Genomic DNA, 11866 nt, shown 5'->3' on the forward strand with positions numbered 1-11866 from the left:
TAATTCCATAAGCGGAAGTGGACCTACCCCGGGACCCTCGAATCAATCTGTGCGTAGTCCGTGGTGTGCACCACTAACGGGGGCAGTAATCTTGAACGCGTGGAGAAAGCTTATTATATTTTGTACTTGACAATCGGATGTGAGACAAAGACTGCTGCCCGTCGTGCTTGTTAGCCTTCTCCTCCTCAGCTCGGGATGTCTCGGCACACTCAACCCTGGAACGTCATCAACATCCGACCCCTCCAACGCATCTACTGCCAACCTCCCTCCTGGTGTCAACAAATCCGGCGTCACGAACGCGTCAACACTCATCACAGCGCACAATGAGACACTCCATGCAAAGGGGTACACACTGAATGGCACCATCACCCTCTACCACCGCAACGAGAAGACGAACAAGACGTTCCGCACAGTCGTCGGACCCAACAGCCAACAGTTTCATATTCAGGCGAAGAGAGTTCGCTCCAAAAATGAGACCGGTGAGTCATCGATCATAGAGAAGAATCGATTCAAAATTTGGGGGAATTCGACGACGACACTCCGTCACGGCTCTCTCGTTCAGGGAACAGTTCCCGTTGAACGTCTCCCGTCACATATCGCACGCATGAAAGCGCCACTGCGCAAACAAACCATCAAATCCTATCGTTTCAACGTTACGAACGTCGTTTCCCGCAATGGGCACACATTCACGACACTCGTTGGTAACTCCAGCCAGCAACAGAAGAAGAGTACCTCACGGCTTATCATTGACGAACGCGGTGTCATCCACACGGCTGTCTTCGAGGTCGGGAACTCCCATTTCGAGTATCGAGTCGCCACGCTTGGTGCATCGCCAGAGCGTCCGGACTGGGTAGCTAACACCACTGCAATGTGAAAGTATCAAAAAAAGCGATAGCGTGTTGAATGATTACTGTATTATCTCTCCTCAGCATGAAGATATATTTTGACATAAATTATAAGCGGAAGTAACCACCCCCCGGGACCCCCTTCGCGATCTATGCGCAACGCGTTCTCACCCCGAACTGGTTCTGAGATGGTTATAACGAACGATTCGTACGCTATCGGTGCTGCAGAATGGCGGTATTCGTGACCACAATCACGAACCGACCGAGAGTTATGATCATAGTAACAATTAAATGAATTTGTGATTACTCTGTTAATATGCCTCTGACGCCCTATCACCTCGGTATTGGCGTGTTCTTTGGTGTTGCGCTCTTTCGCTGGCTCGATTTCCCAACGCTCTGTATTGGGGCGATGATTGTCGATCTGAGGGCAATCGCAATCTATTTCGGGCCCTTCACTGGGAATCTCCATGGTCCCCTGCATACAGTGCTTGGCGGCACGCTCTTAGCTGGGCTCCTTGCTGTGATTATGTACAAGACGAAGCCATTTTGGAACCGACTTGGTGCACTCTTCGGCCTTGCACAAAAGCGATCATGGTATCGGATTGTGGCTGCGAGCCTCATTGGGATCTACAGCCATCTCATTCTCGATGCAATCATGCATGCAGATATGCAGCCCCTCTATCCGCTCACGGAGAATCCCTTGCTTGGCCTTCTGTTTCTCTCTGACGTCTATATTATCTGTGTCGCCGGATTCCTCTTTGGTGGGATTCTCTATCTGATTCATCTCTACCGCTGGCGAAGAGGCAGTTTCCACATGAGCTATTAACCCCCACCGACGGACTGGTGCGTCGCTTGTCGTCGCCCAACATTCTCTCGAGCTAAGAACCACGTAATATATCCGGAGACTTACAGTTGCGGCGATTGCGGTGGATCGCTGCGGCTTGAGAAGGTCACCGAATGACAGGCAAACGCTGTCCGGACTGCGGTCAGTTAGTGCTGGAAGGTACGACTCGTGGCCCCACGGCGATCACGCTCCGACCATGCGGGCACGAGATTGGTGACATGGAGGTGTTGAATGACGCTCCGGGCCTTATTCCTGATACCCGACGAGTGGCTCACGGCGTTCCTCGTGGACGCTAACGACGACTAACATTGGTTCACGTGTTGACGCGTTAGGTTCTCCTTCCTTCGGTTCTAAGATTGATCATTCGGACAATTAACGTCAAACAGTGCAACTCAAACTGTGGGTTTGCTAATAAGTGATGAGCGTTAATACTGAAGATACGATCAAATTACAGTCGGAGCGGATACAAACTGACCAACCGTGATCGCGTCACTGGCACGTCTGGCTGAGATTGCGATTGATCACAGTAGTTCCGACGACTTCTCTTTCGCCAACTGACACTGCCTCTACTTGATACCATTTCACTGGTTTTCCAGCACCAATTGTTCGATTCACGTCCGAGGGTAGATCGTAAATCGGAGCGATGACAAGATGAGTTTTTCCGACCGATGAGTCATTGAATCGCTTCGCAGGTATTCTCTGTCCCCATGCTGGCCCGCAATGATGGGAGACATCAATTCGGAGGTGGCCAGTCGTCGGCTTGTCTGTCGTCCATGAAACCGCTGCATGTGACTCGTTAATACGCTCAACAGTGACCTCAGGGGACCTGATTCCCGACACCGCGTTTATTGTCGAGACTGCTCCGGCAGCAGCGACCACTCCCACGGTCACCCCAATTACGATTCCGACTGTAACACTTACTTTCCAGATCCGATTTTGTGATCTATAATATGTTAGTCCATGGTTCCGCACCGTTCGGAGAATCGTGATTCCCACGAAACCCATAAACAGAAGAAAGCTGAGTGCACACAAGCCGTAGATAGTGAATGGGTCAATCAGGCCGTACAGTGGGTTTCCAGGGAGTGGGTAGAAGAGTTGCATTTCGGGATGTGTGAACGCGTCAAGGATGACGTGCGACCATGTTCCTGCCACACTCGCGAGGAGGACGCATAGTGCTGATTCAGGTCGCGAGCTCACGTGGTTGGCAACCCAGGGGAATTGGCGGGCGAACAGTAGAACACACCCTGCAAACACGACTGCGACAGCGAATGCTCCGAGAAGCGTGTTGTGCAATAATCCATGCTGTGGACCTGAAAGAATACCGAAGAAAACGAGTATCGCGCGGACATCGAGAATCACGCTTGCAACCAAAAACGTTCCCAAATCCAATCGTCGGCGCAGTGGATAGCCAAACAGGAGGGTTGGACCGAAGTGAAACGGGGTGAGTGGCATACACGACTTTCCTACTCATGTCTACTGGTAGTACTTTTTGTTTCGCGACCTCAAAGCAACTTCTTGGTCGAGAGGAGGAAACTACCCATTAGGTGTCGTGGGTTTGGTCGGATTCAAAGCAAGTGCAGCGAACGCTCTAGTTACGGCGTCGCCAATAGGTATCCGCATAATATTCCTCGCCCTTGGCTATCTACGAGGAAGTTCCCCGCTCGTCACCGTCTATAGAGCCAATTACTTTCGAAAGACAGCGCCAGCTATCGGTCGATCACTTGCTGTCAGTATACTATACTAACGCTACTGGAATTCACTCTCGATACGAGCGAGCAGTGATAATTCGGTGCGTTCAGCACTATCCGTGTAGCCCGGTACTGGCAGTTTATCGACCGCTTCCATCGTCGTAGGTGAGCAGTCGGCTGAGCGTCCAGCGCTGACTTGAACGGCTTTTACTCTACTATAACCAGCAGGGACCGCACCAATCGCTCGATAATGAAAGTTCCTGCTCGTCCCATGACACGCGTTCGAGCAGGAGGGAGGACGTTGCGGGATCGGGGGTGGGGGTGGATCGGGAGTGATGGCGCCAGACCCACGTGGGAACCCATTCAGGGTATGTCAGAGGGAACCGCGCCACAAATTGTCCTTATCGAGGGTTGGTATATGTTTTGTAGTGATTGTATAGAAACAAACAATCTAGGACAATGACGTGTATCTGTTGAAAAGCGTGTATTCCCTTCCGGGTTGGCTGGCGATTGGTTACAGCAATCCATAGAGAGGAGACTACATATTTTCCGTAAGATGCCCTTGTTCGATACGTTCCAAAGCGAGCTTGCAATCGTCCTGGACGAGACATGGGACGGTGAGAGTGATGCTGACTGGCTTGCGCCCCGATTGCTCGAAAATGATGGGATCAGACGGCTGCTGGCCGGCGTCACTGAGGATGCAACAGCGGTCTTCACATCTGGTTGAGTGGGAGTTGGTCAAGAACAATGGTTTAACGAAGTAGTCTCTCGACGATGATTGCTTGCCAATCACCAACACGTTAGTTTATTAACCTATACGATACATTCAGAAAATATGGCCACGTCCTCCAACCAAACCGCACGTCAACGCCGGCCGAGTCTCATCGCGGTTGGTGTTTGCCTGTTTGTTTTTCAGTTGTATCTTGGAATCAGTAGTAATACGCCGTTCGTAGTCGAGTCGGTTTCTCGGGCAGGGTTTGGACTCTGTGTCGCAACTCTCTTGATCTTATACGGGAACCAGACAATCTCAAAATCGATCCTTAGCGGTGGTGCGGTGGTTGCATTCATCGTGTTTGCCGCGATTGCCTACTTATTCCCGTGATTTTTACACCAATCTGATCCTATTGCTCATATTCGTATATTCTGTCACGGGCTGTAGCCGTCTTGATTGGCCGCTACCGAACAATCGGCGATAAACAGTCTGCTTTCTAGAATTTCGACGCATTTCACGGTGCGTGATTGGTTTAATAACCAAAATAGAAAGTGCGACAGCGGCGAGGTCGATTTCTCAAAATCACCCGATTTCGGCGATTGACTTCCTGTGGGCAGTATAAGCGGCAGTGGAATCTGGTAAGTCACTATTCTTAAGAGAATCTTTGTTCTCAGGTTCGACATTTATACAGTAATAAAATAGCACCACGCAATCTAATGACCTCCGTGAATCACCTCCACCTTCATAATAGCTTGGCAGAGAATTTAATTATCTGAAGAATTAGGAGGGTGTGCAGTGTAGATATCCTATGGGGGGAACACTCGTTGAAATCCAATTGGAAGCAGGCGACTTTGCACTTGCTCATTCGTTTCAGGCACTGCCCGATACGACTTTTGAAATCAAACCCGTTGTGATCGCTGACGATCGTCCGAGAACCGCCTTTCTGTGGGTTGGCTCGCCGAATCGCGAGCAGGTCAACCGCGCATTTGCCGCTGATGAAAGCGTTACAGGTTTTCAGTTCATTTTGGCGAGTCAGACCGAGTTGCTCTATCACCTCGACTGGGACTCCCGGATCGAACCATTGGTACACAGGATCGTTGAAAAACAGGGAACAGTGTTGACGGCTGTCGGGGAAAATGGCCAGTGGACATTCCGGATCTTTTTCGCAGAACACAACGATATTTCAGACTATTTTGCTGAATGCGAGAACAGTGGACTCTCGCTTGAGATCACTTCGCTAAAGGAATTTCCAGAGCCTCACCAGAGACCAGTTGGACTCACCGACGGACAACACGAAACGCTCCGGCGCGCCTATCTGCAAGGGTACTACGCAATCCCCCGAACAACAACTGCAGATGAACTTGCAACTGAATTCGGGGTTTCTCACCAAGCGATTTCCGAACGACTTCGACGTGGACACCGCCAACTCGTCGAGCAGATGCTCATTGCTGGCCGAGAAACACCCGAACTCTGATGGCATCTATGTCTGCGCAACTCGAACCGAAAGGTGATGGAGTATAACCATGAGACAGACACAGCTACGAATACGCTCGTTGGAACGCATCAACCATCAGATGGGGAATCGATCGAATATATCTGTCTACTGTGAACTTCCATTCGATCGGTAGTATAACGTTCCTCACGAAGAGCGTGAATCCAGCAACCAACGAAGTCTTGACGGCGTTGATAGTCCTATTCAACCGATTGTGAATACATTCAATGTCGGAAATTAATACTGGTAGTGAATATTATTTGTGCGGATTCATTCTCATAAACATCCCCACTCCGTCTTGATTAATTTCGATCCGATACTCTTCATAGGTAAAATCGATGATTGCCTGTGCTTCTGGTGGCAGTTCCGGAGAAAACAATGTTTCAATGAGGTGATCAACAGCCGAATACACCGGCGTGAGATCCTCTATACGAACTCCCTTTAACTCCGCTACCACTTCGGCAATATCTACTTGGACATCCTCCTTCGTGGGCGTGAGCTGCCGATAAACGAATGCATCTCCACTCCCGGGCCCTGTATCGCTTTTTTCAGTCATAGCATCTTCCTAAGGCGCTCATTAACTGTAAACACAGTGCCTGAATTAGCCGTATAGAGCGGGCAGAGATCTATGATTATTCACGAAGAGAACCACTCCGTTGTTGAGAAACTGATTCTAGAACGATGTCCGTTTGACTCGTGCTAACCAAATAGTGGTTCACGCAGACTTGTAAAAGTAGATGAGAGCCGAAAGGGAGTTGCTGCTTCCACGCCTGAGACAGACAATCATGGGGGACACTACACACACAGCGACGCGCGAAACACTTGCCCGGTTGCCATCAGGCACAGAAATCGAAACACTAGTACACACGTACACTGGCTCCGAGAATGGGCCGACTGTCTATCTCCAAGCCGCACAACATGGACGCGAAGTCAATGGTGCAGAAGTCCTTCGCCGTCTTCACAACCAGATTGTCGATACTGACCTCGCTGGAACAGTAATTGCTATACCGGTCGCTGATCCAATCACATTTGACCATGTTTCGTATATCACACCCGAGCAACTAGATCCGATCAATCCGAATATGAATCGGGTCTGGCCAGGCGATAAAAATGGGAGTGTCCACGAACGAATGGCAGCCCGCCTCTGGGAACATGCTCGCCAAGCAGACATCATCATCGACCTTCATACAGGAAGTCCCGATATGCTTCCCCATGTCGTTGCACTCGAAGGGCATGCTGAGTCGCTAGAGCTTGGGCGTGTATTCGGCACGGGACTTCTGATCACTGAACGAGCACACGCGGCGGCTAACGAAGAGTGGCACCGACGAAGTTTCGGCGGAAAACTCCGGGTCGCTGCTGTAGAAGAGGGGATACCAAGCATCACACCCGAACTCGCCTACAGTGAACAAATCGTTGAAGATGCCGTCGAAATCGGAGTGACTGGAATTCTAAATGTTCTTCGGCATCTCGACATTCTCGATGAATCGTCGGTCGATACCGGCCCACAAACACTTGCTCGGAACCATCTCGGCCGAATCGTCGCGTCTGATTCCGGACTGTTTCGCTCGAATCCAGACCTGACCGTTGGGTCAACAGTCGAAAGCGGCATGCTCCTCGGTACATTGTACGATCCAACCACATACGAGCCACTCCAGACGATTCGTGCAGACCGAAATGGGATTCTATACGTGCTGACTCAGGAAGCGACAATCATCATGGGCGAAACGTTGGCTAACATTGCCGAGCCATATGACTCCCAAGAATAGCCCGCTATAGCTCGTCTCCTCTCTTTCATTCCATTTTATCTGCGACACGAATGTCGATTCCTCCGTCACTCCAGATACCGATAGTCACATTGGTCAAATGAATTTGGACGGAGATCGTGACATCTGTCGTATCCTCAAAGAGCAAATCGATCGCATCGGGGTTGATTTGCTCTTCAAGAATAAATTCATCTGCAGACACCGACGCATTGTCATGGGCTTCGAGCGCTTCAATGACGGCCTCACTCAGCGACGTCTCCGGATCGCCTGGATAGTATTTTCGCCGTTCGGGATTGCCTTCCATATCTCTTCGCCAACTGATTCCTCGGCGAGAGACAATAAACAGTTCCTGGCTCAAGGTGCCACTCCAGGCGACTGTTAGCACCAGCGGCGAATTTCCAGCTTCGCAAGCGTCTATGGTAAGAGGAGAGCCCACTCACCGATTGTAGCGGTAATCATCAATCTCCGAAAGATTCGTCTCGAATGCCCTTGAGTAGTTATCTCTCCCTGGCGAGCGTGAGTCGTGACGCGTGATTGCATAGAAGAGTAATCCGAGCCCGATCGCCAACAAAATTCCTTCTCCCGATTGGAGAAGCAATCGCTCGGTAACGTTTAAGCGGTAGCTACTGTGGATAAAAAGGCGATACACTGGAGGGACAAGCCCACCAAGGACGATGAATCCGAACCCAATCGTTGAATATCGATATGAGACACTTCGTGGGTACCGATAATAGGCGAATGAACTCAGCAAGAGCAGTATACTACTCGTGATGAATAACAGCGTATTTGCAAGAATGAATAACCACAATACCAGTGGTCTAGCCATGATACGGTTCTCTCCATGAGGCGGGCCAGCTAAATGGCTCGCTTGGACTCTTGGTTGCGTGCCTGTACGAGGTAACTAACCCACCGAAGAATCTATCTACCTTCCTGAGAACGTCGTGCTTTGGTTCATGGAAAATCGTCACGATGTGTTCAAGCGTGGGAGACTCAGTGTAGGCGACACGGTCGGCTTCGCGATTATACTCGATGATATCAGCATTTCCAAGCAAGGGGAGATGCGTGTGCTTCAATGCGAGAGTGATGTCATCGACCACCGCTTTCGCACGTTCCGATTCGCCGCGTTCTCGCTGGGTGATTTTCCGGGCAAGGGCTGTGTGCGATATCGGTTCTTGCCGGTCTCTGAGAATTGCGAGAAGAAGCCGTCGGCGCTTGTTCGCCAACCCAGCAATTACGCTATCTACTTGTTCTCCCTCTAAGGAAAGCACTTGCCGGAACCGCGGATCTGTGAATGCAATATGGTCCGTCGGTGTGATTCGTCTCTTATCCGGTTCAATGGTAACGAATCCGCAGTCTTCTAATATGGGTAAATGGTCATGGTGGAGATCGAGATGGACGCTCCGAGTCGCTTCAGATGGCACGTCTGCTACTGGAATATCTCGTTCCATCGCGGTAACAGCAGTCGCAAGGTCTCGTTCGAAGTGTGGTGTATCCTCGTCGATCAGCAGTTCGAGGATCGATCGTCGTCGGCTTTTTTCGAGCGCAGCAAAGATCGGTGCATCCGTTGTCCGCCCGTTTCTGTGTGTTTGCGCCTCCATCCTTCGCCACTACCTGCTCAACTGGATATAGGTTCAGAGGCTCAATACTGAGGGCTCTAGTTACGTACTCTATTCTTATCGTTGGAATGTTTCGGACCATCCGACTGCAATCAGAGAAAGACGACACAAGAATGGCTTTTCGATGGATTAGCCATAAGAGCGGAGCACATCCTTGGTGGGGAATCAGATGGAGGTAAACAATGAGCGACCGCACCGACACAGAGGTCTACGCACCAGACGATACTCGTCCATTGAGTGATGCTGTCCTCGATGCCATCAATCACCAGACAGAGAAGGACTTACAGAAGGGTGAATTCCGGCTCTACGACCACGTCAATCCGGATGCTCTCGACCAGCTATTCCACCCGCACGCTGACGAGCGTGTCGCGGCGATGTTCAGCGCAGGCGACCTCCTAATCATCATCCATGGCGATGGCTGGATCCACATCCACGTCGAAGATAAGAACGCTGCACCCCCACCGCCACCACCTCTCTGAACTCGTCACCGAGAACAACGACCCAAAAACACACAGACGACGGTGACAATCCTCTTTTCACGCCCACAAAGACGGTGCCCTTTACGTGTTCATGACTACTGATCGAACCACCGGTTGACTCTTTTCATAATCAAATAGCCAATCGATATTTCGCACTCGAGATTGAGAGTGCCTAGCAAATGAGTCTCGTGTATCGACTTACAGTTCCCGCTGAGGAGGTAAACCTCGTCCATCCTCGCCTCGAAGCGGTGAATCTTCATCTCGAGTTCACCTCACTTGGCACACCTGACACGGGCTTTCTTCCACAGTGCTGGGCATATGGCACCAATCGCGATCAGGTCGCCGAGCAGCTCAGCACGACCCCAGCCGTTCGGACAGTCACGCAACAGGCAGTGTGCCCTGATCGGGTGCGCTATGCCATCGATTGGGATTCACATGCCGAGGCAGTGACCCATCTTGAGCGTCTCAATTTCCTCCTCGATGACGTGGAAGCCACTCTCTTGTTCGGTCGAATCACATCCGCTCAGTGGATCTTCCTCTGCCAGTTTCCAACCCAGGAAGCGGTCATTCGCTGTTATACCGAGTGTGGATTTTCGGAATGTCAACTTGCCCAGCGGACTGATCTCGAGTTTGCAGACGAGCCGCTCGAACAACGGTGAAGAGAAGGATCGTCTCATTCGTTAGTGTAGGATTCTCTCCGCCTGCACACTTTTTCGAAGATTGAACATTCGTAACTTACAGAAATTCCGGTTCAATAATACTAGAAAAGAACTTTGTCAATTGGACAATACAGTACGGACGGATAGTATTGCCAATCGTTACCACACAACAGCCAACAATGTCCGGACGTCACCAGCCATCAGACGACAAGATGAACCAGCCAGAAGTAGCTCCTCCATCGCGATCAGAACTCGACGTGCTGTTACGAGCAGTGAATCACCCATACCGTCGTCATACTTTGCAATATCTTGTTCAGGTAACGGAACCCCAACCCGTTGCAGATATCGCTGCTGCTGTGAATGAGAGAATGGACCAGCAATCGCCCAGCGATCGCCAGCAGCTCGCTCTCGCACTTATCCATCGCCATTTGCCTCGCCTCAACGACGCAGAGCTGATCGAGTGGACACACCGTAACCTCGTTGCCCCGACTGCGACGACATCGGATGCTGTGGCAGTGTTTGAGACTGCGGCTGAGTATTTCGAGTGAGTACCTAATTTTGCTTCGACGTGGTTCATAATTGCAATATTTGCCAGAATTGGTTAAGTGGGGTCATCAATGAGCCACATACGTTAACTACCCACACTCACTACCTACGGATTCACCAAAGTTAGTGCCTCAAGCCACAATGAGATGCACTACTTTGTCAGGTGTATCCGTTATGACCAACTCAACTGATTCACCATCCCAAACGGTTCAGCCCGCCCACCCAACACTCCCTGACGGCGGTGCCACCGTGTCCTTGTCGACAACGATTGTTCGGCACGTCGCCGCCGAGAAAGACGTGGCCCCAAGCGACCTCAGACCGCTGTACGAGGTAATCGACCCGGAAGCCCTTGATTTGCTATTCGACCCATTGATGGATGGGACGGTCCGGGCCAATGGCCGTGTGATCTTCGAGTATAGTGGCTGCCAAGTCGTTGTCACGGAGACGGGTGCTGTTCAAGCAACACTGCTTGGCGACCACTGATTACCTGGGTAGGTGAATACATCGGAACGATACAACAAATACGGCTGGTGTAATTATGACCTTGATTTGGTTTTTGCAGATTAAATCGTGTACTCTTTGAATTTGCTTGATTTGAGGCGGTTGCCTGCTTCCTTACGGTATAAGTGACAGTGGAATCCGGAAGTCGCCTCCCTCAGTGAAACATTCTTCGTCTAATCAGGAGACTAGACGATTCCTAGATCCAATTTCTGCACTTTGCGAGTATCGAAGACGTTGAAAATAGAGTGAACGAGGTACCACCGTTTCCAATTACTCTTTCTCTGTCTTCACGAGAATCGTGATGCTCCCGTCACCTCTGATGATCACGCGATGACCCGAGACAGAAAACTCGACTGTCATACCCCCATCTTCCTGCCCGATTATCGGTGTCCCGAACAATGCATCGAGCGCTTCCGGATCAATCGACTCATACAGTAACGCAAGCTCCGTTGGGACAACCCCCTCGGCTACTGCAAGTGCTCGCACAATTGCCTCACTCGGCGGTTCATCTCTCGAAAAGCGTGTGTGAAACACATCTTCGAACCCGTCCGGCAGTGACTCATCCTCGTCGTCCGTCATTTCCCTTTGTTCCTTGAACAGGTTCGCTGCTATGGTGAGTTCCTTTGAGGCGAGAGCTATTTCCGAATTCGTCTCGCGCCAAAAGAGCAGCATGACTGTGCCACCCTGATCGTGAGTAGCTTCGTCACCGTCGGTTAAATCG

Annotated in this window: 14 protein-coding genes; 9 read left to right on the plus strand and 5 right to left on the minus strand. The window is 50.7% G+C overall.

Features of this window, described 5'->3' with window-relative positions; all coding sequences use genetic code 11:
* Positions 1-139: 139 nt before the first annotated feature.
* The gene (locus tag ACGYLY_RS27005) at positions 140-874 is read left to right on the plus strand and encodes a hypothetical protein (protein WP_395285904.1); all 735 of its coding nucleotides are present in this window, start codon (positions 140-142) and stop codon (positions 872-874) included.
* Between the two features lie 287 nt (positions 875-1161).
* Positions 1162-1671: a DUF4184 family protein gene (locus tag ACGYLY_RS27010; protein WP_395285903.1), complete on the plus strand. Its 510-nt coding sequence runs from the start codon at positions 1162-1164 to the stop codon at positions 1669-1671.
* Between the two features lie 507 nt (positions 1672-2178).
* Here the strand turns inward: ACGYLY_RS27010 and ACGYLY_RS27015 are convergent.
* Positions 2179-3141 carry a DUF4184 family protein gene (locus ACGYLY_RS27015; protein ID WP_395285902.1) on the minus strand — a complete coding sequence of 321 codons (963 nt, stop codon included), beginning with the start codon at positions 3139-3141 and terminating at the stop codon, positions 2179-2181.
* A 792-nt stretch (positions 3142-3933) separates the two neighbouring features.
* On the opposite strand from ACGYLY_RS27015, the gene ACGYLY_RS27020 reads away from it, so the two are divergent.
* On the plus strand, positions 3934-4104 hold the full coding sequence (locus ACGYLY_RS27020) for a hypothetical protein (protein ID WP_395291311.1): 171 nt from the start codon (positions 3934-3936) through the stop codon (positions 4102-4104).
* Between the two features lie 793 nt (positions 4105-4897).
* Positions 4898-5563: a helix-turn-helix domain-containing protein gene (locus ACGYLY_RS27025; protein WP_395285901.1), complete on the plus strand. Its 666-nt coding sequence runs from the start codon at positions 4898-4900 to the stop codon at positions 5561-5563.
* A gap of 274 nt (positions 5564-5837) precedes the next feature.
* Here the strand turns inward: ACGYLY_RS27025 and ACGYLY_RS27030 are convergent, their stop codons facing one another.
* On the minus strand, positions 5838-6137 hold the full coding sequence (locus tag ACGYLY_RS27030) for a HalOD1 output domain-containing protein (RefSeq protein WP_395285900.1): 300 nt from the start codon (positions 6135-6137) through the stop codon (positions 5838-5840).
* A 229-nt stretch (positions 6138-6366) separates the two neighbouring features.
* Between ACGYLY_RS27030 and ACGYLY_RS27035 the strand changes: the two genes are divergently transcribed.
* On the plus strand, positions 6367-7347 hold the full coding sequence (locus ACGYLY_RS27035; protein ID WP_395285899.1) for a succinylglutamate desuccinylase/aspartoacylase family protein: 981 nt from the start codon (positions 6367-6369) through the stop codon (positions 7345-7347).
* A 25-nt stretch (positions 7348-7372) separates the two neighbouring features.
* Here ACGYLY_RS27035 and ACGYLY_RS27040 read toward each other — a convergent pair whose 3' ends face one another.
* Positions 7373-7648 (minus strand): HalOD1 output domain-containing protein, encoded by a 276-nt coding sequence (locus ACGYLY_RS27040; RefSeq protein WP_395285898.1) that lies wholly within the window; start codon positions 7646-7648, stop codon positions 7373-7375.
* A gap of 514 nt (positions 7649-8162) precedes the next feature.
* A complete protein-coding gene (locus tag ACGYLY_RS27045; protein ID WP_395285897.1) occupies positions 8163-8942 on the minus strand; it encodes a hypothetical protein in 780 nt (259 codons plus the stop codon).
* A 200-nt stretch (positions 8943-9142) separates the two neighbouring features.
* On the opposite strand from ACGYLY_RS27045, the gene ACGYLY_RS27050 reads away from it, so the two are divergent.
* From ACGYLY_RS27050 to ACGYLY_RS27065, 4 genes are all read left to right on the plus strand, one after another.
* Entirely contained in the window at positions 9143-9439 is a 297-nt protein-coding gene (locus ACGYLY_RS27050; protein WP_395285896.1) for a HalOD1 output domain-containing protein, read from the plus strand.
* A 179-nt stretch (positions 9440-9618) separates the two neighbouring features.
* Positions 9619-10098: a hypothetical protein gene (locus tag ACGYLY_RS27055; RefSeq protein ID WP_395285895.1), complete on the plus strand. Its 480-nt coding sequence runs from the start codon at positions 9619-9621 to the stop codon at positions 10096-10098.
* Positions 10099-10310: 212 nt separating this feature from the next.
* Entirely contained in the window at positions 10311-10646 is a 336-nt protein-coding gene (locus ACGYLY_RS27060) for a hypothetical protein (RefSeq protein ID WP_395285894.1), read from the plus strand.
* 247 nt (positions 10647-10893) lie between these two features.
* Positions 10894-11127: a HalOD1 output domain-containing protein gene (locus ACGYLY_RS27065; protein ID WP_395291312.1), complete on the plus strand. Its 234-nt coding sequence runs from the start codon at positions 10894-10896 to the stop codon at positions 11125-11127.
* Between the two features lie 288 nt (positions 11128-11415).
* Here the strand turns inward: ACGYLY_RS27065 and ACGYLY_RS27070 are convergent, their stop codons facing one another.
* Entirely contained in the window at positions 11416-11817 is a 402-nt protein-coding gene (locus tag ACGYLY_RS27070; RefSeq protein WP_395285892.1) for a HalOD1 output domain-containing protein, read from the minus strand.
* Between the last annotated feature and the right edge of the window lie 49 nt (positions 11818-11866).

The sequence above is a fragment of the Haladaptatus sp. CMAA 1909 genome, assembly GCF_043952005.1.
Lineage (GTDB): Archaea > Halobacteriota > Halobacteria > Halobacteriales > Haladaptataceae > Haladaptatus.

Bases quoted from the DNA above. Each gene is read 5' to 3' on its own strand.
- ACGYLY_RS27010 (WP_395285903.1), top strand. From the start codon at position 1,162: ATGCCTCTGACGCCCTATCACCTCGGTATTGGCGTGTTCTTTGGTGTT.
- ACGYLY_RS27015 (WP_395285902.1), bottom strand. From the start codon at position 3,141: ATGCCACTCACCCCGTTTCACTTCGGTCCAACCCTCCTGTTTGGCTAT.
- ACGYLY_RS27020 (WP_395291311.1), top strand. From the start codon at position 3,934: ATGCCCTTGTTCGATACGTTCCAAAGCGAGCTTGCAATCGTCCTGGAC.
- ACGYLY_RS27025 (WP_395285901.1), top strand. From the start codon at position 4,898: ATGGGGGGAACACTCGTTGAAATCCAATTGGAAGCAGGCGACTTTGCA.
- ACGYLY_RS27030 (WP_395285900.1), bottom strand. From the start codon at position 6,137: ATGACTGAAAAAAGCGATACAGGGCCCGGGAGTGGAGATGCATTCGTT.
- ACGYLY_RS27035 (WP_395285899.1), top strand. From the start codon at position 6,367: ATGGGGGACACTACACACACAGCGACGCGCGAAACACTTGCCCGGTTG.
- ACGYLY_RS27040 (WP_395285898.1), bottom strand. From the start codon at position 7,648: ATGGAAGGCAATCCCGAACGGCGAAAATACTATCCAGGCGATCCGGAG.
- ACGYLY_RS27045 (WP_395285897.1), bottom strand. From the start codon at position 8,942: ATGGAGGCGCAAACACACAGAAACGGGCGGACAACGGATGCACCGATC.
- ACGYLY_RS27050 (WP_395285896.1), top strand. From the start codon at position 9,143: ATGAGCGACCGCACCGACACAGAGGTCTACGCACCAGACGATACTCGT.
- ACGYLY_RS27055 (WP_395285895.1), top strand. From the start codon at position 9,619: ATGAGTCTCGTGTATCGACTTACAGTTCCCGCTGAGGAGGTAAACCTC.
- ACGYLY_RS27060 (WP_395285894.1), top strand. From the start codon at position 10,311: ATGAACCAGCCAGAAGTAGCTCCTCCATCGCGATCAGAACTCGACGTG.
- ACGYLY_RS27070 (WP_395285892.1), bottom strand. From the start codon at position 11,817: ATGCTGCTCTTTTGGCGCGAGACGAATTCGGAAATAGCTCTCGCCTCA.